This window comes from Citrobacter sp. MGH104, assembly GCF_001034485.1.
Lineage (GTDB): Bacteria > Pseudomonadota > Gammaproteobacteria > Enterobacterales > Enterobacteriaceae > Citrobacter > Citrobacter freundii.
In genome coordinates, this window is the sequence record NZ_KQ089818.1 from 248,102 (window position 1) to 271,916 (window position 23,815).

Consider the following 23,815-nt stretch of genomic DNA (forward strand, 5'->3'; position numbering starts at 1 on the left):
AAGGACATGACAACATTACTCAATCCGTATTTTGGTGAATTTGGCGGTATGTATGTGCCACAGATTCTGATGCCTGCCCTGCGCCAGCTGGAAGAAGCTTTTGTCAGCGCGCAAAAAGATCCTGAATTTCAGGCGCAGTTTACAGACCTGCTGAAAAACTATGCGGGTCGCCCAACCGCACTGACCAAGTGCCAGAACATTACTCAAGGCACCAACACGACGCTGTATCTCAAGCGTGAAGATTTACTGCACGGCGGCGCGCACAAAACCAACCAGGTGCTGGGCCAGGCGTTGCTGGCGAAGCGCATGGGTAAAACGGAAATTATCGCCGAAACAGGCGCGGGGCAGCACGGTGTTGCATCTGCTCTCGCCAGCGCACTGCTGGGGTTGAAATGCCGTATTTACATGGGCGCGAAAGATGTTGAACGTCAGTCGCCGAACGTTTTCCGTATGCGTTTGATGGGTGCAGAAGTTATCCCCGTTCACAGCGGTTCCGCAACGCTGAAAGATGCCTGTAACGAAGCGCTGCGCGACTGGTCTGGCAGCTACGATACCGCGCACTATATGCTCGGTACAGCGGCAGGTCCGCACCCCTTCCCGACTATTGTGCGTGAGTTCCAGCGGATGATCGGTGAAGAAACCAAGGCGCAGATTCTGGAAAAAGAAGGTCGTCTGCCGGACGCCGTTATCGCCTGCGTGGGTGGCGGTTCTAACGCCATCGGTATGTTCGCCGATTTTATTAATGAAACCAGCGTCGGTTTGATTGGCGTAGAGCCAGGCGGTCACGGGATTGAGTCTGGAGAACACGGCGCGCCGTTGAAACATGGTCGTGTCGGGATTTACTTCGGCATGAAGTCCCCAATGATGCAGACCGAAGAAGGACAGATTGAAGAGTCTTACTCTATTTCCGCCGGGCTCGACTTCCCATCGGTCGGGCCACAGCATGCGTACCTGAACAGCATTGGTCGCGCCGATTATGTTTCAATAACCGATGATGAAGCACTGGAAGCCTTCAAAACGCTGTGTCTGCACGAGGGGATTATTCCGGCACTGGAGTCCTCCCATGCCCTGGCACACGCGTTGAAAATGATGCGTGAAAATCCGGAAAAAGAGCAGCTACTGGTGGTTAATCTCTCCGGTCGCGGCGACAAAGACATTTTCACCGTACACGATATTCTGAAAGCGCGAGGGGAAATCTGATGGAACGTTACGAAAACCTGTTTGCACAGCTGAAGGACCGCAAAGAAGGTGCTTTTGTCCCCTTCGTAACCCTGGGCGATCCGTCTGTTGAGCAGTCACTGAAAATCATTGATACGCTGATTGAAGCTGGTGCCGACGCGCTTGAACTCGGCATTCCGTTCTCCGATCCGCTGGCCGATGGCCCAACCATTCAGGAAGCCACCCTGCGTGCGTTTGCCGCCGGCGTCACACCATCGCAATGCTTTGAGATGCTGGCGCTGATTCGCCAGAAACATCCGACGATTCCCATTGGGTTGCTGATGTATGCCAACCTGGTCTTCAGCAAGGGCATTGACGAGTTTTACGCCCAGTGCGAAAAAGTGGGTGTGGATTCTGTGTTGGTAGCCGATGTCCCTGTTGAGGAGTCTGCGCCATTCAGAACTGCTGCACTGCGTCACAACATCGCACCGATTTTCATCTGCCCGCCGAACGCTGATGAAGAACTGCTACGCCAGATTGCCTCTTACGGTCGCGGCTACACTTATCTGCTTTCACGTGCAGGTGTGACCGGTGCCGAAAATCGTGCGGCATTACCGCTGCATCATTTGGTTGAAAAGCTGAAACAATATGATGCACCGCCTTCTTTACAGGGCTTCGGTATCTCTGCGCCTGAACAGGTAGCCGGAGCTATTGAAGCCGGTGCTGCCGGTGCAATTTCCGGCTCGGCAATTGTGAAAATCATTGAGAAAAATGTTGCGGCACCGGAACAGATGCTGGCTGAGCTGAAAGCGTTTGTCAGCACGATGAAAGCCGCCACCCACCAGTAAGTTAAATCAACCGCCAGAGACGTCTGGCGGTTTCACCCTTCTTCCGTGTGCTTCATTCTATACATAGCGCTATCCGCATTCTGAATGGCCACATCCAGTTCACCGTTCACTTCTGCAATTCCCCACGATACTGACAATGGCACGGTATGCCCATCCACCACAAACACATGACTGGTCACCTGCCCGCTAATACGTTGCGCGATTGCTATGGCGTCAGTTGCCTGCGATCGAAACAGCAGGATCATAAATTCATCCCCGCCGGTACGAATTACAATATCGTGGCTGGTGCGGGTGTTTGACAGCATCCTGTTGGCAATAATTTGCAACGCGCGATCGCCTGCCGCGTGGCCCCAGGTATCATTGACGGCCTTAAATTTATTGCAGTCCAGTAGCACCACCGAACAGTGTGATAAATCCCGACGCTTGATAATGTCGAGTATTCGGCGGTTAAAACAGCCGGTCAGAGTATCGATATAAACCTTGAGGTCGCTTTCGTTTAGCCATGACTTTAACGAGAAGCTAATGATGATGAAAAAGAACGGCGCCAGCAGGATAACAATCCCGGCATGTGTATCGCGCGCCATAAAACGGCCTAATGAAAGCGAATAGTGCAGCGCATATTTCTCCGAAAAATTGCGCACCAAATAGCTGGATTGCCCCGCACATTTGCCGGATAAGCAGAGGCTTTCTTTGTTGGTCAGATTCACCAACTCCACGTTCAATCCGGGAAGGATTTGATTATCAAACGCCTCGGCTAACGCTTCCTGCAGCTCAGGCTTCGAATGATCATAGACCAGATAGGCAACGATTTGGTCTGATATCTCCTTACCCGACAGATCGTAGATATAGCTCACTACGCTGTAGGCTTTTTCACCGGTAATTTTATCGGTATAGAAGTTTGTTGAACTGAGAGCTTTATTTTTGACGTTTTTTTGCAACAACCGGGTATAGAAATCGGTGGGCGGATAGAAAAAATGCGTTATATCCATCGCCATTTCGGAGTCAGAAAAACTGAAATTGCGCGAGTCAGAAGCCATAAACCAATAAAAATAATCTGAATTGCTGGCGATAATGTAACGGTGCGCATCGAAGCTGCCTGGATTTAGCTCATTAACCATTCCGCGAATGAACTCCGCCGCAGTATACATACACAGCGCATTATGGCTGGGTTGCTGAGCAATAATTGTCCCCGTTGCAGAATGAACCCGCTTTGGGTCGGCGTTAATTCCCCATTCATCTTTGTTTCGCGGAACAAACTGCGCCATAACACCACACTGTTCGCCGGTTTTGATGTGGTAATAACGCTCGCCAATCGCATCGGCAATCAGTTCATTATCGTTAAAAATGTCCAACATGTGAGCTTGCAGGCGGCTAACGCCTTCACTGGCGGCCGCCATACGCTGTTCATAAATGATAAACAGAAACAACGAGGTAAAAATCAACGTAATGAGCCCGGATACCAGCAGAGCCTGCCTGTTTCTGAGCTTATCCTGCACAATCTTCACGAGTCCACCCTGATAGTTAACAGTATTGCCAAATCGGTTACCCGTTTATGTTGTTGCATAACAGCGTTGTACGTTGATAGAGAATGTTTGCCACTCCGAAGCAGGTACGTTGATGTAGCCCGCAATCGCGCGCTTAGGTTACAGATTTATACAATAAAAGCACATAGTTGTTAACATAAGCGCAAACTAATCATCACCTTCGATAGGATACCCTGCCCGCCGGATGGCCTCGCGGCAGTCGTTTACGCCTGCGGCATAGCCCGCCTCAATCTCACAAACCGGACTTGCGCTGCAATAAGGTAGTGTAACCGGAGTCGCAATAAGTTTCTCCAGCGCCTCAATTTTATCCATGTAAAGCAATAATTCACGTGCAACACTCACGGCAAACGCTGCCGTTTGATCCTCGTAGAACGGTTCCAGAAGTGTGATTTTTTGCTGTAGCAGATGGCGGGTCAACATCATCAGCAATACCCTCAAAGTTGGTTTGCTTAAAGAGTAGCACTACATCAAAGGGGAGAAAGGCAGGATGTTTTCCCCAGAATTTTTTAAATGAAGAACGAGGGGAATTTTTCCTGGTTGCTAACCACGGGCAGGTATGCCCGGAATCTATACAGTTCAGTCGTCTTGGTTGTGCAACCATTAATGAAGTTGACTTCAAAAAGTCCCTTGCGAGACACTGAAGTAAAGCATGCCAAATATGGGTGAACTTGTTGAAACATCTGTTGATTAAATTAGTTATGTTAAGCGTTGGATTTTTAAGCGCTGGGGACATACTGGCAAATACTCCGGAACAGGTAATCACCGCTTTCCAGAGGGATTATAAATATTGGAATGACCAGTCATTTCAGAGAAATCAGAACTACGGAAAGCAAGAAGTTATGCTCCTGGCCCAGAAGGATTGGAATGAGCTTTTGAATAAATATACAAAACCTGGTTTTCAGGGCGAGCCTATAGCTTTTGGTTCTGAGTCTAGTCATGATCCTGAGCAAGAGAACATCATATCGGTTCAGATTTCTGAAAAAGTAGCGACCGTGACGACCAGATTATCGAGACAGTATTATTCACCTGTTTATGAATATCAATTGTCCAAAGAGAATGATACCTGGTACCTATCTCAGATATTTTTAGTTGATGATGATGGAAAATATCCGAGTCTGTAATAAATAGTGCACTCATAACAACTTTATGAGTTAAAAAAATCTGCCATAATGACAGATTTCTTTAATCTATCATTAGAGATTTGCAACGTTATGATATACTTTTTGAACATCATCGTCATCTTCAAGAGCATCAACAAGCCCTGCAAAGACTTCTAAATCTTCTGGTGAAAGTTCAATTTCTGATTGAGCAATCATTTCTAATTCTGTGGTTGAGAACTCAGTAATTCCTGCTGCTTTTAGAGCTGCAATGCCTTTATGAAGATCTGTAGATTCAGTATAAATAACGATGTTTCCTTCTTCCTCGGTTACATCACGAACATCTACTTCAGCATTAAGCAGAATTTCAAAAATATGGTCAGGGTCTGTCCCTTCAAATACAATTACTCCGGTATTGTCAAACATATAGCTGACAGAACCCGCCGCTCCGATATTCCCGCCTTTTTTATTAAAAATTGATCGGACATTAGCAATCGTACGGTTAACGTTTGAAGTCAATGTTTCAGCGATAATCAGTGAGCCACTGGGACCAAAGCCTTCATAACGCCCTTGCACGAACGTTTCATCGCTGCCGCCTTTGGCTTTATCAATGGCTTTATCAATAACGTGTTTTGGAACCTGCGCTTGTTTCGCACGTTCAATAACGAATTTTAAAGATGTATTTAATTCTGGGTCTGGTTCGCCTTGTTTAGCAGCAGCATAAATTTCTACACCGAATTTTGCATATACATTAGACGTTGCACCGTCTTTAGCTGTTTTTTTAGCAACAATATTTGCCCACTTACGTCCCACTGGAATGATCTCCTCGAAAATTCATTTACATTATTGAATGGTAAATAATCTGCCATTACATTATATCATGATGTATAAACCTTAGTCCATGAAAAATAAAATATCCAAATTTTACGATATGTTACTTTAATTTTATCAATAGTTAACATTTTGGATAAGTTATCCCCTGATTATCTGCAGGTTCTTTTTTGTACATAATAAATGAGCCGCAGCAATAATGCATAAGAGAATAGAAACAAAAGCGATATTCCAGATAAACACACAGGCTATTATAGTTACCGCGGTACTGCTTAAAGAGAGCGCTACAAGTCATCTTGCACAGCGCCTTATTTGATAGTGTGTTCGTTTAGTACCGGGACAAGATACTTAGCCTATATTTACTCCACCACTACAACAAAGGGAAATGCTAAATGGGTGGGACGGTACAACCAGCATCTCTGACTGATGCGTTTAGAAGCACACGTGACTCAGTTGACTACGGCTGGTCAAAACAACAATACGCGTGGAAAAGAATGGAAAAAACTGGTCATTTGATGACCAGTTTTGCAGAGGAGTTTTGCAGAAGAACTTAAAAACGATAACCCGCAGAGAACATAAACACCCACGGATCGAGGCGTACACTGTCGCTATAACGGGCTTGCGGCAGAACAGCACCATTAGATTTGTACTTCGCAGTAGTATCGATATCCATGTACCAGACCGACATGTTAATCAGCCAGTCGCGGTTAATCAGATAGTCCATACCGACTTGCCCTGCTGCACCCCAGGAATCTTTCAGACTCAGGTCCGATAATCCTGTTTCTTTACCGTTATCGTTAAAGCCTTCATCGAAGAAGGTCGTGTAGTTCACACCAACACCTACATACGGACGCAGTTTACTGCTGGAGTCACCGAAGTACCACTGTGCCATTAACGTCGGCGGCAAATGATGTACGGTGGCAATATCACCCGTTGCTGCAGTACCAATTTTATGGCGGAACGGTGTAGCCGCCAGTAATTCAACACCGATATTGTCGGTTGCCATGTAGGTAAATGTCAGACCCAACTGCGTGTTATTGCTGACATCAAAGCCACCTAAGCTGCCCAGCGTACCACCTGCACCTTCCGTCGGTCTGACGGTGGCAGAACCTGCACGAATAAAGAACTCTCCAGCTTCATGCGCAAATGCGTTACCAGAGAGAAGAGTTGTTAAAGCCAATGCTGCAACTGTTAATTTTTTCATGTCCGCTCCATCGTTATGGTTATAAAAGCGGAATGAATATACCTACTTTGGAGTAATAAATGATCTAACATGGATCACATTGACTTTGATAATTTAACATTTATTGATCCAGATTAAGTTAGAACTTGCATTCAAAATCCTGGTTAAATTAATTCAGATCAATTTTGATATATTTTCAATGTGCAAGTACCTCCAGCTCATTGCTGATGGGTGATGGTTATCTGCACGCGATGCGCAGATAACAAACAGCGTTCATGCACGACGCTGAAGTCATAGCCAAAAATTACCGCAGCTTTACAAAGATATGCTTTTCCATACATCGCGCGATGCTGCCACTGTAGAGTTATCCAGGGTACAATTGCCCGCAAATGAACACCTGCAAAACTCAAGGAGAGTGCATGTCTATCACGGCGAAATCCGTTTACCGTGACACGGGAAACTTTTTCCGTAATCAATTCATTACCATCTTGCTGGTATCGTTGTTGTGCGCGTTTATCACAGTGGTGTTAGGGCATGCCTTTTCCCCCACTGACGCACAAATTGCGCAACTCAGTGAAGGCGATCAGTTAACCAGCAGCGTGGGGTTGTTCGATCTGGTGCAAAACATGACCCCGGAGCAACAGCAAATTTTGCTACGCGCTTCCGCGGCGTCTACGTTTTCTGGTCTGATTGGTAATGCCATCCTTGCCGGTGGGGTCATCCTGATGATTCAGCTGATTTCAGCAGGTCATCGGGTCAGCGCATTACGTGCCATCGGCGCCAGTGCGCCAGTGTTGCCAAAGCTGTTTATTCTGATTTTTTTGACTACTCTGCTGGTGCAAATCGGTATTATGCTGGTTGTTGTTCCCGGTATTCTGCTGGCCATCCTGCTGGCACTCGCACCTGTGATGTTGGTACAGGACAAAATGGGTGTCTTTGCCGCGATGCGCAACAGTATGCGTCTGGCGTGGTCGAATATGCGACTGGTTGCGCCGGCAGTAATCGGTTGGTTGCTGGCAAAAACGCTGCTGTTGCTTTTTGCGCCAAGTTTTGCAGTACTTACGCCGAATGTAGGCGCGGTATTGGCGAATACGCTGAGCAATATGATCTCCGCGGTGTTGCTGATCTATTTGTTCCGCCTGTACATGCTGATTCGCCAATAAACCCTGAACGCATTCCGGGCTTGTACCCGGTGCTTTTGATGACGGAATCGAAGAATGAAGCAGTTTCTTGATTTTTTACCGCTGGTTGTCTTTTTTGCTTTTTATAAGCTTTACGACATCTATGCGGCGACCTCGGCGCTGATTGTCGCGACGGCTGTAGTGTTGATTTACAGCTGGGTTCGCTATCGCAAGGTCGAGAAGATGGCGTTAATCACCTTTGTCCTGGTGGCCGTATTTGGTGGCCTGACTATTTTTTTCCACAACGATGAATTCATTAAGTGGAAAGTAACGGTGATTTACGGGCTGTTTGCTGGTGCATTGCTGGTAAGCCAGTGGGTGATGAAAAAGCCGCTGATCCAGCGCATGTTAGGTAAAGAACTGACCCTGCCGCAGCCAGTGTGGTCGAAACTAAATTTAGCCTGGGCAGTCTTTTTCATCCTGTGTGGTCTGGCGAATATCTATATTGCATTTTGGCTACCGCAGAACATTTGGGTCAACTTCAAAGTGTTCGGCCTGACCGCCCTGACTTTATTCTTTACGCTGCTGAGTGGAGTCTATATTTACCGTCATCTGCCGCAAGAAGATAAATCGTAATACATGCTCGCCAGATCTGCGGATCTGGCGAATTTTTATCCCCTCGCGTTCCATAGAGCTGACAACCTGACTTACATCTGCTCTGCATGCCGCATCCCCTCTGTTCTCGACGCACAAATTCTAGTAGCATCGCGCCTGTAATCTTTCTCTATAGTCGGTTCTACAATGACAACAACGAATAACACTCCCCAGGGTGAACTGGTTTTACGCACTCTGGCCATGCCTGCCGATACCAACGCGAACGGTGATATTTTTGGCGGCTGGCTGATGTCACAAATGGATATAGGTGGCGCGATTCAGGCCAAAGAGATCGCACATGGTCGTGTGGTAACGGTGCGGGTTGAAGGAATGAGCTTTTTGCGCCCGGTCGCCGTAGGTGATGTAGTGTGTTGCTATGCTCGCTGTGTGAAACGCGGGACAACCTCAATCAGCATCAATATTGAAGTTTGGGTGAAGAAAGTCGCTTCTGAACCTATTGGCCAGCGTTATAAGGCCACCGAAGCTCTGTTTATCTACGTTGCCGTTGATAAAGACGGGAAACCGCGTCCAATCCCCACGTTGGCCTGATAGCACACGCCAGTAATGCTATCCGGCAATCATCACTCCTGATCATTGCCGGACGGCCTGATGCTTACTCGATCTGCGTTGTGCCGTTTAATTTGAAAACAATATTCACCACGAGTCCGGAACCGGGTTTACCTGCTTCATAACGCCATCTACGCATCGCGTTTTTCACTTCACGCTCAAACATATTGGCAGGCTGTGCAGACAGGATCTCCACATTTTCAACCCGACCATCCGGCGTTACATTAAATTTGACCTTTACCCGCCCTTCAATGCGTAGCGCCTGAGCTCGCGCCGGATACTGAGGCTGATTACGGCTTAAAGCGCGTGGGCCCGATGGCGCACTGACCACCGGTTTGCTGGTAGTTGCCGGCGCGGTATTGGTCATTGTGCGCGTAGGTGCCGTATTTTCCAGCGGGGAGGCCGGCCGCGGTTCTGCTGGTTTAACATCGCGTTTCGGCTGCTCTTCCACCTTTTTCACCGGTTTTGGCTTCGGTTTAGGCTTGGGCTTCGGTTTTTCAATCACCACCGGCGCCTCTTTTGGTGGCTCTGGAATCGGCTCTGGTTCCGGTTCAGGCTCGACAACGGGTTCCGGCGGCGGCTGAACGGCCTGAGGTGGTTCGAGATCGGCAGGCGCGACCATCGTGACAGAGATCGGCTGCGCTGGCGCAGGCAGTTCAATAACCTGATGTACCGAGGTATACAGCAAACCAGCCACCACGGCACCATGAATGCCGACAGACAGTAACGTTGGCCAGGGAAAGCGACGAGGTAAATCAAGGGTCATTGAAGTCATAATCGTTTCAGTAAAAAAACCAGGCCCTGATTTTAAATGCAAATAGCAATCATATTCAATAAGCCCATGGCGGTAACTGACATTTAGAACGCGATTTTATGATAAAAAACCACTTTCAGAGTATGGCCTTAACATATCAGTTATCTTTCCGTTGCAGTTGTTAGGCCTTTCCAATAACGTTATTAACGACTTTTACCGTTCAAGGAGTTCTACCCGTGCTGTATGTTATTTACGCCCAAGATATCGCAGACTCTCTCGAAAAACGTCTTTCCGTGCGCCCTGCTCATCTGGCTCGCCTGCAACTCCTTCATGACGAAGGTCGTTTGCTCACGGCGGGCCCCATGCCAGCGGTCGATAGTAACGATCCCGGTGCGGCGGGTTTTACCGGCTCGACGGTGATTGCCGAATTTGAATCTTTGGAGGCGGCACAGGCGTGGGCGGAAGCCGATCCGTATGTTGCAGCGGGCGTTTACGCGCAGGTTTCAGTAAAACCGTACAAAAAAGTATTTTAAAAACAAAACAAAAACAGACATTGGGCACCGCCAGCGGTGCCCTTTTGGGATCAGATGCTGTGGATCGCAAACAGCAACGAGTTGCGTTGATGGTTGAGAATGCACTTTCTGATAGTGTGGATACGCATATTACGACGCGATTGTCCTTCAAGCCAACGTGCTTTACGGCGGCTAGCCTGACGCAGCATCCGCCAGCGTCCCACTTCCGTTCTACTACGCTTCATGTTTACTACTCTTTCAGTCACTGAGTGGCCATTATAACGCCACACCGAATGCAGACCAGCGGTTTTCCCGTGTTTTTATTTGCCAGATTAATCCTGATGCGTAAACTCTTAACAATACGCTTTCAAAAGGATTTTTAAATTTATGACAACCTTCTACACCGTGGTGAGTTGGCTGGTCATTCTGGGTTACTGGGTACTCATTGCTGGCGTAACATTACGCATTCTAATGAAACGACGCGCAGTGCCCTCCGCAATGGCCTGGCTTTTGATCATCTATATTCTGCCATTGGTAGGGATCATTGCTTATCTGTCCTTCGGTGAGCTCCACCTGGGTAAACGCCGCGCCGAACGCGCCCGGGCAATGTGGCCGTCAACGGCCAAGTGGCTGAACGATCTTAAAGCCTGTAAGCATATTTTTGCGCAGGAAAACAGCAGCGTCGCCTCCTCCTTATTTAAACTGTGCGAGCGTCGTCAAGGAATCGCCGGCGTTAAGGGAAATCAGCTGCAGCTGCTCACCAGTTCAGATGACGTGATGCAGGCGCTGATCCGTGATATTCAACTGGCGCGCCACAACATAGAGATGGTGTTCTACATCTGGCAGCCGGGTGGTATGGCCGATCAGGTAGCCGAGTCGTTAATGGCTGCCGCAAGGCGTGGCATTCACTGTCGCCTGATGCTGGACTCCGCCGGCAGCGTGGCGTTCTTCCGCAGCCCTTGGGCGGCGATGATGCGTAACGCAGGTATCGAGGTTGTAGAAGCGCTGAAGGTGAACCTGATGCGTGTATTTTTACGCCGTATGGACCTGCGTCAGCACCGCAAAATGATCATGATCGACAACTACATTGCGTATACCGGCAGCATGAACATGGTCGATCCGCGCTTCTTCAAACAAGATGCAGGCGTTGGGCAATGGGTTGATTTAATGGCAAGAATGGAAGGCCCGGTAGCCACCGCTATGGGCATCGTCTATTCTTGCGACTGGGAAATTGAGACCGGAAAGCGCATTTTGCCCCCGCCACCGGACGTCAATATCATGCCGTTTGAGCAGGCCAGCGGGCACACCATTCACACAATTGCCTCGGGTCCTGGTTTCCCAGAAGACTTGATTCATCAGGCGCTGTTAACCGCAGCTTATTCAGCGCGCGAATATTTAATTATGACCACGCCTTACTTTGTTCCCAGCGACGATTTGCTGCATGCAATTTGTACGGCAGCACAGCGTGGGGTCGACGTCAGTATCATTCTTCCGCGTAAGAATGATTCCCTGCTGGTTGGCTGGGCAAGCCGGGCCTTTTTCACTGAGTTGCTGGCAGCTGGCGTTAAAATTTATCAGTTCGAAGGCGGCCTGCTGCATACCAAGAGCGTACTGGTCGATGGCGAGCTGAGCCTGGTCGGTACCGTTAACCTGGATATGCGCAGTCTGTGGCTCAATTTTGAAATCACGCTGGTCATTGACGATGCTGGATTCGGCGGCGATCTCGCCGCCGTGCAGGATGATTATATTTCGCGTTCCCGCCTGCTTGATGCCCGTTTGTGGGTAAAACGACCACTCTGGCAGCGGATAGCAGAGCGACTGTTTTACTTCTTTAGTCCGTTGCTGTAAAACGTGCCCATCAGACAGTAAACAGGTAGTCATTATGGATATGGATTTGAACAATCGCCTGACCGAAGACGAAACGCTTGAGCAGGCTTACGACATTTTTCTCGAACTGGCTGCGGATAACCTCGATCCGGCAGATATCATTCTGTTCAATTTGCAGTTTGAAGAACGCGGCGGTGCCGAGTTATTCGATCCGGCAGAAGACTGGCAGGAGCATGTTGATTTTGACCTGAACCCTGATTTCTTTGCCGAAGTGGTGATTGGTCTGGCAGATACAGAAGACGGCGAGATTAACGATATTTTTGCGCGCGTTTTATTATGTCGCGAAAAAGATCATAAGCTCTGCCATATTCTCTGGCGCGAATAATCAAACAAAAAAGCTGCTCTCGCAGCTTTTTTCATTTTTAGCCCGGTAGTTTGCTTCCGCAACGGTTACAAAACTGCGCGCTATGTTCGTGCTGCGCCTGCTGACACTGGGGACATTTTCGTTGGTGCCCGCGATGCTGGAACGCACTGCTCATGTGCGTGGTAATCAATCCCGTCGGTATCGCAATCACCGAGTAACCAATCAGGATAAGCACGGACGCCACCATGCGCCCCAACGGGGTGTGCGGGGTGATATCGCCATAGCCGACGGTGGTTACAGTAACAATCGCCCAATACACCGACGCATTCAGCGTAGTAAATCCATATTTTGGCCCTTCAATCAGATACATCATCGCACCAAAAACCACCATCAGAATGGCGATAAAGGAATAGAACAACATCAGCTGATGTCGGGCACTTTTTAACGCATTCCAGAACACCCGTAGAGAAGGCATAAAGCGCAACAGCTTGAGAATACGCAGTACGCGCAGGACACGCATCGCCCGCCAGGCGAAAACATAACTCAGACTGATTTCCGGCCATAGCCACATCACATACAGCGGCAGGATGGTGGCAAGGTCAACTATCCCCCAGAAACTAAACACATATTTGGCGGGATTGGCCCAACAGCATAAGCGCAGAAGATATTCGAGAGTAAAGACCAGAGTAATAAAGATCTCCAGCCAGACAAAAACGCGCCATTCCTCAAATGTTAAATGGTATTGCGTCCCTACTCCGGACTCAATGAAGATAACAATAACGCTGAGCAAGGCGAATAGCGCGCACATACCTTCAAAGCGACGCCCTGAACGGGTGTTTAAATCGAATAATTTGCGAAAGAGCGCGCGGCGGACAGAAGAGACTAAACCTGGCACAGATACCTCACCAAAAAAAGGGCTGACTTTTGTCAGCCCTCGGAATTATAGCGGGTCTACTTTCAGGCAGGAAACTGCGTGTCGGAAACTTCCTTCGAGAACCGGGCGCGTTTTTGCGCATTCCGGCCCTGCAATCGGGCAGCGCGTACGGAACACGCAACCGGAAGGAGGGTTAATCGGGGACGGTAACTCGCCTTCCAGCAACTGGATAACCTTGTTCCTTTCCTGATCCGGATCGGGGATCGGCACCGCAGACATCAGCGCTTTGGTATAAGGATGCAGCGGGTTATGGTACACCTCGTCATAGGTCCCTAATTCCACCGCATGTCCGAGATACATAACCAGCACACGGTCGGAGATATGTTTAACCACCGCGAGGTCGTGGGCAATGAAGATTAACGATAATCCCATTTCTCGCTGAAGTTGTTGCAGCAGGTTAACCACCTGGGCCTGGATTGACACGTCCAGCGCCGAAACGGGTTCATCGCAGATAATCAACTTCGGTTCGAGGATCAGCGCGCGGGCAATACCAATACGCTGACACTGGCCACCTGAAAACTCATGTGGGTAGCGGTTAATCAGGTTGGGCAGTAATCCTACCTTCATCATCATCGCTTTCACACGATCGCGGACTTCTTGACCAGGAAGATTCGGATGATAAGTTCGCAGCGGTTCGGCAATGATTTCACCAATGGTCATGCGCGGGTTTAACGATGCCAGCGGATCCTGGAAAATCATCTGGATATCGCTGCGTACTTCCCGCCACTCATCGGGTTTCATGCCCAGTAAATCTTTACCCAGCCAGGCAACCTTTCCATCGGTGGCCTTCACCAGGCCGATAATCGCACGGGCAAAGGTCGATTTCCCGCAGCCTGATTCACCGACCACGCCCAGGGTTTCGCCCTCATACAGTCTCAGGGTTACGCCATCAACTGCCTTCAAGGTTTTAGATGGTTGCCAGAACCACTGTTTGCCATCTTTAATATCGAAATGGACTTTAAGGTCAGCAATCTCAAGGAGCACTTTACGTTGTTCGGTTACCGCATTCATACCAGTTCCTCCACCGGCTTAAAGCAGGCGCGCAAACGGCCTGGACTAAATTCCTCCAGTGGCGGAGCACTGCTACAGATTTCCATCGCATGCGGGCAACGCGGCTGGAATGGACAGCCTTTTGGCAGACGCAGCAGGTTCGGTGGGTTGCCCGGGATCGTGAGCATCTCTTCCCCTTCTGCATCCAGACGAGGTACGGCATTCAGCAAACCAATCGAATACGGATGAACGGGCTTATAAAAGACATCCCGCGCACTGCCGTATTCCATCGTACGACCGGCGTACATCACCAGAACTTTATCGCAAATACCGGCAACAACCCCCAGATCGTGGGTGATCATGATAATCGCGGTGTTGAATTCGCTTTTCAGTTCATTCAGCAGCGTCATGATTTGCGCCTGTACCGTCACATCGAGCGCAGTGGTCGGTTCATCGGCTATCAGTAATTTGGGCCTGCACAGCAACGCCATAGCGATCATAACGCGCTGACGCATACCACCGGAGAATTCATGCGGATACATTTTCATGCGCTTACGCGCTTCCGGCATTTTCACCGCATCCAGCATTCTGACCGACTCTTCAAAAGCTTCCGCTTTGCTCATGCCTTTATGCAGCATCAGAACTTCCATCAACTGCTCCCCGACCCGCATGTACGGATTGAGAGACGTCATCGGGTCCTGGAAAATCATCGAGATTTGCTCGGCGCGCAGTTTGTTCAGTTCACGTTCCGGTAAGTTCAGAATTTCACGTCCGTTGAACGTTGCGGAGCCCCCGATACGACCATTAGCCGCCAGCAGGCCCATCAGTGCAAAGGCCGTTTGCGATTTACCTGAGCCGGATTCTCCGACAATACCCAGCGTTTCTCCAGCTCGCAGAGAAAAGTTTAAATCGTTGACCGCAGTTACATCGCCGTCGGGGGTAGCGAACGTCACACGCAAATCTTTTACGTTCAGCAGTGCGTTAGCCTGTTGTTGCGCGAGCGGCGCGGTTGAGGTTTCAATTACGCTCATGGCTGCACTCCTTAACGGTCTTTCGGGTCGAGGGCATCACGCAAGCCATCGCCAATAAAGTTAAAACAGAACAAAGTGACCACCAGGAAACCTGCCGGAAACAGCAGCAGCCATGGTGAGACTTCCATTGAGTTGGCACCATCACTGAGCAGAGCGCCCCAGCTACTTAACGGCTCCTGCGTACCTAATCCCAAAAAGCTCAGGAAGGATTCAAACAGGATCATGCTCGGCACCAGCAATGAAGCGTATACCACCACCACACCCAGCACGTTCGGCACAATATGGCGGATAACGATACGCACGGTAGACACCCCACCCACTTGCGCCGCTTCAATAAACTCTTTGCGCTTGAGGCTCAGCGTTTGTCCACGCACGATACGCGCCATATCCAGCCAGGAGACCATCCCGATAGCGACAAAAATCAGCAGGATATTTTGCCCAAAGAAGGTGACCAGCAGGATCACAAAGAACATGAACGGGAAGGAGTTGAGAATTTCCAGCAGACGCATCATCACCGAGTCGATTTTTCCGCCGAGGTAGCCCGACAGAGAACCGTACAGTGTACCGACAACAACCGCGACCAACGCCGCCGCAATGCCGACCATTAGCGAGATGCGCCCGCCAATCGCCACGCGTACCAACAGGTCACGTCCCGACGAGTCAGTACCGAAATAGTGGCCTGATTCCGTATCCGGCGCGCTGGACATCATGCCCCAGTCAGTATCGAAGTAGGTAAACTGCGACAGCATCGGCGCGAGCGTCACGAACAGCGCAATAATTACCAGCACCACCAGGCTTGCTACCGCAGCTCGGTTATGCATAAAGCGTCGACGCGCGTCCTGCCACAGGCTGCGGCCTTCGACCTCCAGCTTTTCACTGAAATTCTCCAGCGCTTCGCTGTTTTTCTTACTTAACATCATAGCGAGCTCCAGTATCAGTAACGAATTTTCGGGTCGATAACGGCATAAAGCACATCGACAATCGCGTTAAACACGATGGTCAGAGTACCCACCAGTATGGTCAGACTCAGAACCAGCGAATAGTCGCGGTTTAACGCGCCATTGACGAACAACTGACCAATGCCAGGTAAACCATAGATGGTTTCAATAACCATCGAACCAGTGATAATGCCGACAAATGCCGGTCCCATATAGGACAGCACTGGCAACAGCGCAGGTTTTAACGCATGGCGGAAAATAATCCGCCGCATCGGCAGCCCTTTGGCGCGCGCGGTACGAATAAAGTTAGAGTGCAGCACTTCAATCATCGAACCGCGAGTAATACGAGCGATACTGGCGATGTAGGCCAGTGACAAGGCCACCATTGGCAGGATCATAAATTTCAACGCCCCACCGTTCCAGCCCCCGCCGGGCAGCCATTTCAAAGTTATGGCAAATATCATGACCAATAAGGGAGCGACCACGAAACTGGGGATAACTACCCCAGTCATTGCCACCCCCATCACCGTGTAATCCCAACGTGTATTTTGCTTCAGCGCGGCTATCACCCCGGCGCTAACGCCGACGAGTACCGCCAGAATAAAGGCTGCCGCACCCAGCTTCGCAGAAACCGGAAAACTCGAAGCAACGAGGTCGTTAACCGTGTAGTCTTTATATTTAAAGGATGGTCCAAAATCGCCATGCGCCAGCTGTTTCAGATAGCTGAAATACTGCGTCGAGATAGGATCGTTAAGATGATATTTCGCTTCAATATTCGCCAGCACCTCTGGCGGTAACGCGCGTTCCCCGGTGAATGGGCTTCCGGGCGCAAGGCGCATCATAAAGAATGAAATCGTAATAAGAATAAACAGCGTCGGAATCGCTTCCAGACAGCGACGTAATATGAATTTTAACATTGCCCGTACCTTCTGGCGTGTGCCTTTATACCTCTTTAACCCCGACGTTCAGGTAAAGCGGTATTAATAGTTCGAAGAAAAAAGACACTGTGGGGCAAAAATGATTGCCCCACGTCTTGCCATTAATGCTTGATAATATACAAGTCTTTAACGTGGATATTATCCATCGGGTCTTTACCGGAGTATCCGCCAACCCATGGTTTCACCAGGCGGGCATTGACATAGTAATAAACCGGTACAATCGCAGAATCTTTATCCAGCTGCTGTTCCGCTTTCGAATACAGTTCGCTGCGCTGCGCTTCATCAGTCACTTTCAGCGTATCCGCAATCAGCTTATCAAATGCCGGGCTCTTATAGTGGACGGTATTATTCGAGCTGTCGGACAGCACCATATTCAGGAAGGACGTCGGTTCGTTATAGTCCGCACACCAGCCCGCACGTGAAACATCATAGTTGCCCTGATGGCGCGTATCGAGGAACGTTTTCCATTCCTGGTTTTCCAGCTTCACATTAGCACCCAGATTTTTCTTCCAGATAGATGCCGCGGCAATAGCCAGCTTCTTATGCAGGTCTGAAGTGTTATACAGCAGGTCAAAGGTCAGCGGTTTCTCAGCGGTATATCCGGCCTCAGCCAGCAGTTTCTTCGCTTCTTCATTACGCTTTTCCTGAGACCACTTGAACCACTCTGGCTCAACCAGTTTCGCGCCATCGGTGTATGGAGGAGTAAAGCTATACGCCGGCAGGTCACCCTGGTTTTTCACTTTATTGACGATAATGTCACGATCCAACGCCAGCTTCAGGGCGGTACGAACACGAACATCGTTGAACGGTGCTTTCTGGTTATTGATTTCGTAATAATAGGTGCACAGATACGGGTCAACGTGGACTTCGTTCGGGATCTCTTTTTTCAGTTTCTGGAATAACTCAATCGGCATGTTGTTATAGGTCATGTCGATTTCACCGCTGCGATAGCGGTTAACGTCAGTCACTTCAGAAGAAATAGGCAGGTAGGTTACCTGGTTAATAACCGTTTTGGCGTTGTCCCAATAGTTGGTATTACGCTCAAGCACAATGCGCTCGTTCACAACCCAGTCTTTCAGTTTATACGCACCGTTAGTAATGATGTTAGCGGGCTGGGTCCACTTCTCTCCGAATTTTTCAACAGCAGCTCTAGGAACCGGTGAAACGGAAGAGTGCACAAGAAGTTTGTAGAAATAAGGAACAGGTTCGCTGAGGGTGACTTCAAAAGTATGATCGTCGAGAGCTTTTACACCGAGATCGGTGATCGGTTTTTTACCGGCGATAATATCATCAATATTGACGATATGACCGTACTGCAAATAACTGGCGTACGGTGATGCAGTATTTGGATTAGCCAAACGTTGCCAGCTATACACGAAATCTTGCGCGGTAACAGGCGTGCCGTCAGACCACTTAGCATCTTTACGCAGATGGAATGTCCAGACTTTAAAATCTTTATTTTCCCATTTTTCAGCCACGCCAGGCGATGGTTTGCCATCGACATCACTGATTAATAAACCTTCAAACAGGTCACGGTTAATGTTGGATTCAGGTACACCTTCGATTTTGTGGGGATCGAGTGACTGCACTTCCGAACCGTTATTACGCACCAGAGTCTGCTTTTCAGCAAGCTGCACACCCGCTGGCACTACTGCCGCCGTGGCAACATTTCCAGCGACTAGCGCAGTTAAGATCCCCGCAGCTACTAAACTTTTTTTAGTGATGTTAGTCATTGTGTTGTACTCCCTCATTATTATGGCTGGTTTTTTAACCAGACTGTTAATCCTGTCAGGATCACTGTACGGCACCGGAGATTTTCTGCCGTCAGGTCGTTTTTTGTTTTACTGCTTGCTATCACCGACTTTATTTATTCTGGCGGTTCGTATGACTGCCTTACGTCGATTATCTACGTGCCTCCCCTGCCGGAAACACGCTATTACCCTGTTGAGAGAAACTAACTGCAAATGATTCTCATCAACGTGAATTCTTCTGCATAATACCTGGCCGGAAAGTATCAAATGCGTTTCTTAACCGCCAATACATTTTACAAATTTGTTAACCAATTCTCTTTTATTGGAAATAAATCTCACAAAGAAAGTCTTACGAATGAAGGTTTTCTATAATAAACCCATGAAAAACAATAAATTACATCAAGCCAGGTGTTAACTACCCTGTCAGGTGTCAACACCACGTCAAAATGCACATAAATTTAACAATTGGTTATTAATTAGCACATTCAACTGAAAAAAACGCTGAAATAACTAATAACATTTCGATAATCCTACAGCAAGCCCCAGAGTATGATGTTAATTAAATAACAGCGATATCAGGCTCTCTCTGGCAGATGGATGAGTGTTACATTCATAAAATCAATGAATAAACAAATGAATAACCATCAGCATTTTTTATTATCACTATGCTGATTTTCAACTTTAGTGAGAAGTTTTACTGATAATGAAAGGAAACGGAGCCGGGACCGACTCCGTTTGTACAGAAGAGAGATATCAGGCCAGCAAACCTGGGAAAATGGATTTGATACCTGTAACAATGAATTCGATACCCAAGGCCATTAACAGTAGCCCCATAATACGCGTAATGACGTTGATGCCAGTTTGTCCCAACAGTCGTACCAGCCATGGCGCCATGCGAAACAGCCCCCAGCAGCACAGGGCAAACAGCGCAATCGCGACAAAAAAGCCAAACAGGTTAATCGCACTGTGATATCGCGTACCCCAAACAATAGTTGAGCTTATCGCCCCCGGTCCCGCCATCAACGGCAATGCCAACGGTACAACGCCGATACTCTCACGGATTGCGGTTTCTGATTTTTCCTGTTTGTTTTGTTTATCTTCCCCTAGTTTTCCGCTAATCATTGACATCGCGATAGTCACAACCAGAATGCCGCCGGCAATCCTGAACGAATCTATTGAGATACCGAAAAGTTGCAGAATACCATCACCAAGAAACAGCGAAGTCCACAGAATGATAGCGACTGACAGGTTTGCCGTAAGGTTGGTTTTGTTTCGCGCTGCAGCAGTTTGATAACTGGTCATACTGATAAAGACAGGGATGATCCCTACCGGGTTGACTAACGCAAATAACCCAATGAAAAATTTAAAATAGACAGGAAAATCAAATAGCGTTTGGATCACGGTTAGCTCCGAAGCGTTAGCCGGATAAAATGAGTCATAAAAATTGATAAAATCCGCGCTGAAGATACGCCTTTTGTCAGCATACTTCACCTTCTATCTTCGTATATCTACGTAAATACGCTACCAATACTCAGTGTTATTAATATGTATTAATTATGCTAACGTTATTAGCATTCATTACGTCAATTTATTAACACTTGACGAGAAACGCTAAAAGGGCCTGCTGAAAGGTGTCAGCTTTGCGAATTTTTGATCCAGATCACGCAATTACTACTCAGAAGTGAGTAATCTTGCTTACGCCACCTGGAGGTAACGCGTTAGAGTTAACTGGCACTAGCGTATAAGCTCTTTTAGTAAATCAAAGTAAAGTGGACGTTAATTAACCGTTTGATTTTCAAACCGTTACACAAATTTTCGTCGGTCTGTCTATACTCTCGTATCGAGCAGATGATTTACTAAAAAAGTTTAACATTATCAGGAGAGCATCATGGCTGTTACTAATGTCGCTGAACTTAACGCACTTGTAGAGCGCGTAAAAAAAGCCCAGCGTGAATATGCCAGTTTCACTCAAGAACAGGTTGACAAAATCTTCCGTGCCGCCGCTCTGGCTGCCGCAGACGCTCGAATCCCTCTCGCGAAAATGGCCGTTGCCGAATCCGGCATGGGTATTGTCGAAGATAAAGTGATCAAAAACCACTTTGCTTCTGAATACATTTACAACGCTTACAAAGATGAAAAAACCTGTGGTGTGCTGTCTGAAGACGACACTTTCGGTACCATTACCATTGCGGAACCAATTGGTATCATCTGTGGTATCGTTCCAACCACTAACCCAACTTCTACTGCGATCTTCAAATCACTGATCAGCCTGAAGACCCGTAACGCCATCATCTTCTCTCCGCATCCGCGTGCAAAAGATGCAACTAACAAAGCAGCAGACATCGTTCTGCAAGCAGCAATCGCTGCTGGCGCACCGAAAGATCTGATCGGCTGGATCGATCAACCTTCCGTTGAACTGTCTAATGCGCTGATGCACCACCCGGACATCAACCTGATCCTTGCGACCGGTGGTCCAGGCATGGTTAAAGCGGCATACAGCTCCGGTAAACCGGCTATCGGCGTAGGCGCAGGTAACACCCCTGTTGTTATCGACGAAACCGCTGATATCAAACGTGCTGTTGCATCTGTTCTGATGTCTAAAACCTTCGATAACGGCGTAATCTGTGCTTCTGAGCAGTCTGTCGTCGTGGTTGACTCTGTATATGATGCAGTACGTGAGCGTTTTGCGACTCACGGCGGCTACATGCTGCAGGGCAAAGAGTTGAAAGCAGTCCAGGACGTTATCCTGAAAAATGGCGCGCTGAACGCAGCTATCGTTGGTCAGCCAGCATACAAGATTGCTGAACTGGCAGGCTTCTCCGTACCAGAAACCACTAAGATTCTGATCGGTGAAGTGACGGTTGTCGATGAAAGCGAACCGTTTGCGCATGAAAAACTGTCTCCGACACTGGCAATGTACCGTGCGAAGGACTTCGAAGACGCAGTCATTAAAGCTGAAAAACTGGTTGCGATGGGCGGTATCGGTCATACCTCTTGCCTGTACACTGACCAGGACAACCAGCCAGAACGTGTTGCTTACTTCGGCCAGATGATGAAAACCGCACGTATCCTGATCAACACCCCAGCTTCTCAGGGTGGTATCGGTGACCTGTACAACTTCAAACTCGCACCTTCCCTGACTCTGGGTTGTGGTTCCTGGGGTGGTAACTCCATCTCTGAAAACGTTGGTCCTAAACACCTGATCAACAAGAAAACCGTTGCTAAGCGAGCTGAAAACATGTTGTGGCACAAACTTCCGAAATCTATCTACTTCCGTCGTGGCTCTCTGCCAATCGCACTGGATGAAGTGATTACCGATGGTCACAAACGTGCGCTGATCGTGACCGACCGCTTCCTGTTCAACAACGGTTATGCAGACCAGATCACCTCCGTTCTGAAAGCTGCTGGCGTTGAAACCGAAGTGTTCTTTGAAGTTGAAGCTGACCCGACTCTGACCGTCGTTCGCAAAGGTGCTGAGCTGGCTAACTCCTTCAAACCAGACGTAATCATCGCGTTGGGCGGCGGTTCCCCGATGGACGCCGCGAAAATCATGTGGGTTATGTACGAGCACCCGGAAACTCACTTCGAAGAACTGGCGCTGCGCTTTATGGACATCCGTAAACGTATCTACAAGTTCCCGAAAATGGGTGTGAAAGCGAAGATGGTCGCCGTCACCACCACTTCCGGTACCGGTTCTGAAGTGACTCCGTTTGCGGTTGTTACTGACGATGCAACTGGGCAGAAATACCCGCTGGCAGACTATGCGCTGACTCCGGATATGGCGATTGTTGACGCCAACCTGGTGATGGATATGCCGAAGTCCCTGTGTGCGTTCGGTGGTCTCGATGCCGTAACTCACGCTCTGGAAGCTTACGTTTCCGTACTGGCTTCTGAGTTCTCCGACGGTCAGGCTCTGCAAGCGCTGAAACTGCTGAAAGAAAACCTGCCGGCGTCCTACCATGAAGGTTCTAAGAACCCGGTAGCACGTGAGCGTGTACACAGTGCAGCAACCATCGCCGGTATCGCGTTTGCTAACGCCTTCCTGGGTGTATGTCACTCAATGGCGCACAAACTGGGTTCTCAGTTCCACATTCCTCACGGTCTGGCGAACGCCCTGCTGATCAGCAACGTTATTCGTTATAACGCGAACGACAACCCGACTAAACAGACTGCATTCAGCCAGTACGACCGTCCGCAGGCACGCCGTCGCTACGCTGAAATCGCAGACCATCTGGGTCTGAGCGCACCGGGCGACCGTACTGCCGCGAAAATCCAGAAACTGCTGGGCTGGCTGGAAGAAATCAAAGCTGAGCTGGGTATTCCTAAGTCTATCCGTGAAGCTGGCGTTCAGGAAGCTGACTTCCTGGCACACGTGGACAAACTGTCTGAAGATGCGTTTGATGACCAGTGTACTGGTGCAAACCCACGTTACCCGCTAATTGCTGAACTGAAACAGATCCTGCTGGATACATACTACGGTCGTGAGTACAGCGAAGGCCAGACCACCGCTAAGACTGAAGCAGTAGCTGCACCGAAAGCAGAAAAGAAAGCGAAGAAATCCGCTTAATTTTCTCAGATAAGTTTTAGTTTCACCATAAACGGTCCCAGTTGGGACCGTTTATTTTCGTCTTGTGTTATGAAAATTGAGTGATCCCCAATTTAACCATGTGAATAGAATGGCACGGTAAGAGATGTATTCAGGAAGATGTGAGAATAGCCGTCAGAAGAGAGTCTGACAGGGTAGAGGACATTGACGAATGTCCCGGCCTACCC

General features: G+C 48.7%; 23 protein-coding genes and 1 pseudogene. 11 read left to right on the top strand and 13 right to left on the bottom strand.

Annotated features, from left to right (window positions below; translation table 11 throughout):
- Window positions 1-6 precede the first annotated feature (6 nt).
- The gene (gene trpB / locus SK34_RS01115) at window positions 7-1,200 is read left to right on the top strand and encodes a tryptophan synthase subunit beta (protein WP_003020645.1); all 1,194 of its coding nucleotides are present in this window, start codon (window positions 7-9) and stop codon (window positions 1,198-1,200) included.
- Window positions 1,200-2,006 (top strand): tryptophan synthase subunit alpha, encoded by an 807-nt coding sequence (gene trpA, locus SK34_RS01120; RefSeq protein ID WP_003020647.1) that lies wholly within the window; start codon window positions 1,200-1,202, stop codon window positions 2,004-2,006. The genes trpB and trpA overlap by 1 nt, the downstream gene beginning before the upstream one ends.
- A 32-nt stretch (window positions 2,007-2,038) precedes the next feature.
- On the opposite strand, the gene SK34_RS01125 is transcribed toward trpA, so the two are convergent.
- Both SK34_RS01125 and SK34_RS01130 read right to left on the bottom strand, forming a co-directional pair.
- Entirely contained in the window at window positions 2,039-3,511 is a 1,473-nt protein-coding gene (locus tag SK34_RS01125) for a GGDEF domain-containing protein (protein ID WP_032935568.1), read from the bottom strand.
- A 186-nt stretch (window positions 3,512-3,697) separates the two neighbouring features.
- On the bottom strand, window positions 3,698-3,973 hold the full coding sequence (locus SK34_RS01130; RefSeq protein WP_048232137.1) for a hypothetical protein: 276 nt from the start codon (window positions 3,971-3,973) through the stop codon (window positions 3,698-3,700).
- Window positions 3,974-4,212: 239 nt separating this feature from the next.
- Between SK34_RS01130 and SK34_RS01135 the strand changes: the two genes are divergently transcribed.
- Window positions 4,213-4,671 (top strand): hypothetical protein, encoded by a 459-nt coding sequence (locus tag SK34_RS01135; protein WP_048232138.1) that lies wholly within the window; start codon window positions 4,213-4,215, stop codon window positions 4,669-4,671.
- A 72-nt stretch (window positions 4,672-4,743) separates the two neighbouring features.
- On the opposite strand, the gene SK34_RS01140 is transcribed toward SK34_RS01135, so the two are convergent.
- The gene (locus SK34_RS01140) at window positions 4,744-5,460 is read right to left on the bottom strand and encodes a YebC/PmpR family DNA-binding transcriptional regulator (protein ID WP_003020658.1); all 717 of its coding nucleotides are present in this window, start codon (window positions 5,458-5,460) and stop codon (window positions 4,744-4,746) included.
- A 568-nt stretch (window positions 5,461-6,028) separates the two neighbouring features.
- Window positions 6,029-6,682, bottom strand: a complete 654-nt coding sequence (ompW, locus tag SK34_RS01145; protein WP_003843996.1) for an outer membrane protein OmpW — start codon at window positions 6,680-6,682, stop codon at window positions 6,029-6,031.
- 283 nt (window positions 6,683-6,965) lie between these two features.
- On the opposite strand from ompW, the pseudogene SK34_RS24900 reads away from it, so the two are divergent.
- From SK34_RS24900 to yciA, 4 genes and pseudogenes are all read left to right on the top strand, one after another.
- Window positions 6,966-7,052 (top strand): annotated as a pseudogene (locus SK34_RS24900) (YkgJ family cysteine cluster protein); the annotation flags it as partial.
- 28 nt (window positions 7,053-7,080) lie between these two features.
- Entirely contained in the window at window positions 7,081-7,824 is a 744-nt protein-coding gene (locus tag SK34_RS01150; RefSeq protein ID WP_003020663.1) for a YciC family protein, read from the top strand.
- Between the two features lie 54 nt (window positions 7,825-7,878).
- Window positions 7,879-8,418 (top strand): septation protein A, encoded by a 540-nt coding sequence (locus SK34_RS01155; protein ID WP_003020667.1) that lies wholly within the window; start codon window positions 7,879-7,881, stop codon window positions 8,416-8,418.
- A gap of 165 nt (window positions 8,419-8,583) precedes the next feature.
- The gene (gene yciA, locus SK34_RS01160) at window positions 8,584-8,985 is read left to right on the top strand and encodes an acyl-CoA thioester hydrolase YciA (protein WP_003020670.1); all 402 of its coding nucleotides are present in this window, start codon (window positions 8,584-8,586) and stop codon (window positions 8,983-8,985) included.
- 64 nt (window positions 8,986-9,049) lie between these two features.
- Here yciA and tonB read toward each other — a convergent pair whose 3' ends face one another.
- Entirely contained in the window at window positions 9,050-9,778 is a 729-nt protein-coding gene (gene tonB, locus SK34_RS01165; protein WP_168150127.1) for a TonB system transport protein TonB, read from the bottom strand.
- A gap of 215 nt (window positions 9,779-9,993) precedes the next feature.
- Between tonB and SK34_RS01170 the strand changes: the two genes are divergently transcribed.
- A complete protein-coding gene (locus SK34_RS01170; RefSeq protein ID WP_003020675.1) occupies window positions 9,994-10,290 on the top strand; it encodes a YciI family protein in 297 nt (98 codons plus the stop codon).
- Window positions 10,291-10,340: 50 nt separating this feature from the next.
- Here the strand turns inward: SK34_RS01170 and SK34_RS24600 are convergent, their stop codons facing one another.
- The gene (locus tag SK34_RS24600; RefSeq protein WP_003020684.1) at window positions 10,341-10,514 is read right to left on the bottom strand and encodes a YciY family protein; all 174 of its coding nucleotides are present in this window, start codon (window positions 10,512-10,514) and stop codon (window positions 10,341-10,343) included.
- A 142-nt stretch (window positions 10,515-10,656) separates the two neighbouring features.
- Between SK34_RS24600 and cls the strand changes: the two genes are divergently transcribed.
- Window positions 10,657-12,117 (top strand): cardiolipin synthase, encoded by a 1,461-nt coding sequence (cls, locus tag SK34_RS01175; RefSeq protein ID WP_003020687.1) that lies wholly within the window; start codon window positions 10,657-10,659, stop codon window positions 12,115-12,117.
- 34 nt (window positions 12,118-12,151) lie between these two features.
- Window positions 12,152-12,481: an HI1450 family dsDNA-mimic protein gene (locus tag SK34_RS01180; RefSeq protein ID WP_003020691.1), complete on the top strand. Its 330-nt coding sequence runs from the start codon at window positions 12,152-12,154 to the stop codon at window positions 12,479-12,481.
- Window positions 12,482-12,518: 37 nt separating this feature from the next.
- Here SK34_RS01180 and SK34_RS01185 read toward each other — a convergent pair whose 3' ends face one another.
- From SK34_RS01185 to ychE, 7 genes are all read right to left on the bottom strand, one after another.
- Entirely contained in the window at window positions 12,519-13,355 is an 837-nt protein-coding gene (locus SK34_RS01185; RefSeq protein ID WP_003020693.1) for an ion transporter, read from the bottom strand.
- 45 nt (window positions 13,356-13,400) lie between these two features.
- Complete coding sequence (oppF, locus tag SK34_RS01190; protein ID WP_003020696.1) at window positions 13,401-14,405, bottom strand: murein tripeptide/oligopeptide ABC transporter ATP-binding protein OppF; 1,005 nt, start codon at window positions 14,403-14,405, stop codon at window positions 13,401-13,403.
- Complete coding sequence (oppD, locus tag SK34_RS01195) at window positions 14,402-15,415, bottom strand: murein tripeptide/oligopeptide ABC transporter ATP-binding protein OppD (RefSeq protein ID WP_003833364.1); 1,014 nt, start codon at window positions 15,413-15,415, stop codon at window positions 14,402-14,404. Before oppD ends, oppF begins: the two co-directional genes overlap by 4 nt.
- Before the next feature lie 11 nt (window positions 15,416-15,426).
- Entirely contained in the window at window positions 15,427-16,335 is a 909-nt protein-coding gene (gene oppC / locus SK34_RS01200) for an oligopeptide ABC transporter permease OppC (RefSeq protein WP_003020701.1), read from the bottom strand.
- A gap of 14 nt (window positions 16,336-16,349) precedes the next feature.
- Window positions 16,350-17,270 (bottom strand): oligopeptide ABC transporter permease OppB, encoded by a 921-nt coding sequence (gene oppB, locus SK34_RS01205; RefSeq protein WP_003020708.1) that lies wholly within the window; start codon window positions 17,268-17,270, stop codon window positions 16,350-16,352.
- A gap of 122 nt (window positions 17,271-17,392) precedes the next feature.
- Complete coding sequence (gene oppA / locus SK34_RS01210) at window positions 17,393-19,024, bottom strand: oligopeptide ABC transporter substrate-binding protein OppA (protein WP_003844005.1); 1,632 nt, start codon at window positions 19,022-19,024, stop codon at window positions 17,393-17,395.
- Window positions 19,025-19,795: 771 nt separating this feature from the next.
- Window positions 19,796-20,443, bottom strand: coding sequence for an NAAT family transporter YchE (ychE, locus tag SK34_RS01215; RefSeq protein ID WP_003020714.1), 648 nt, complete (start codon window positions 20,441-20,443; stop codon window positions 19,796-19,798).
- A 487-nt stretch (window positions 20,444-20,930) separates the two neighbouring features.
- On the opposite strand from ychE, the gene adhE reads away from it, so the two are divergent.
- Window positions 20,931-23,609, top strand: coding sequence for a bifunctional acetaldehyde-CoA/alcohol dehydrogenase (adhE, locus tag SK34_RS01220; RefSeq protein WP_003020717.1), 2,679 nt, complete (start codon window positions 20,931-20,933; stop codon window positions 23,607-23,609).
- The last annotated feature ends 206 nt before the right edge of the window (window positions 23,610-23,815 follow it).

Excerpts from the sequence above, each read along its gene's own strand:
- trpB (WP_003020645.1), top strand. The coding sequence starts at position 7 with ATGACAACATTACTCAATCCGTATTTTGGTGAATTTGGCGGTATGTAT.
- trpA (WP_003020647.1), top strand. The coding sequence starts at position 1,200 with ATGGAACGTTACGAAAACCTGTTTGCACAGCTGAAGGACCGCAAAGAA.
- SK34_RS01130 (WP_048232137.1), bottom strand. The coding sequence starts at position 3,973 with ATGATGTTGACCCGCCATCTGCTACAGCAAAAAATCACACTTCTGGAA.
- ompW (WP_003843996.1), bottom strand. The coding sequence starts at position 6,682 with ATGAAAAAATTAACAGTTGCAGCATTGGCTTTAACAACTCTTCTCTCT.
- SK34_RS01150 (WP_003020663.1), top strand. The coding sequence starts at position 7,081 with ATGTCTATCACGGCGAAATCCGTTTACCGTGACACGGGAAACTTTTTC.
- SK34_RS01155 (WP_003020667.1), top strand. The coding sequence starts at position 7,879 with ATGAAGCAGTTTCTTGATTTTTTACCGCTGGTTGTCTTTTTTGCTTTT.
- yciA (WP_003020670.1), top strand. The coding sequence starts at position 8,584 with ATGACAACAACGAATAACACTCCCCAGGGTGAACTGGTTTTACGCACT.
- tonB (WP_168150127.1), bottom strand. The coding sequence starts at position 9,778 with ATGACTTCAATGACCCTTGATTTACCTCGTCGCTTTCCCTGGCCAACG.
- SK34_RS24600 (WP_003020684.1), bottom strand. The coding sequence starts at position 10,514 with ATGAAGCGTAGTAGAACGGAAGTGGGACGCTGGCGGATGCTGCGTCAG.
- cls (WP_003020687.1), top strand. The coding sequence starts at position 10,657 with ATGACAACCTTCTACACCGTGGTGAGTTGGCTGGTCATTCTGGGTTAC.
- SK34_RS01180 (WP_003020691.1), top strand. The coding sequence starts at position 12,152 with ATGGATATGGATTTGAACAATCGCCTGACCGAAGACGAAACGCTTGAG.
- oppF (WP_003020696.1), bottom strand. The coding sequence starts at position 14,405 with ATGAATGCGGTAACCGAACAACGTAAAGTGCTCCTTGAGATTGCTGAC.
- oppD (WP_003833364.1), bottom strand. The coding sequence starts at position 15,415 with ATGAGCGTAATTGAAACCTCAACCGCGCCGCTCGCGCAACAACAGGCT.
- oppC (WP_003020701.1), bottom strand. The coding sequence starts at position 16,335 with ATGATGTTAAGTAAGAAAAACAGCGAAGCGCTGGAGAATTTCAGTGAA.
- oppB (WP_003020708.1), bottom strand. The coding sequence starts at position 17,270 with ATGTTAAAATTCATATTACGTCGCTGTCTGGAAGCGATTCCGACGCTG.
- oppA (WP_003844005.1), bottom strand. The coding sequence starts at position 19,024 with ATGACTAACATCACTAAAAAAAGTTTAGTAGCTGCGGGGATCTTAACT.
- adhE (WP_003020717.1), top strand. The coding sequence starts at position 20,931 with ATGGCTGTTACTAATGTCGCTGAACTTAACGCACTTGTAGAGCGCGTA.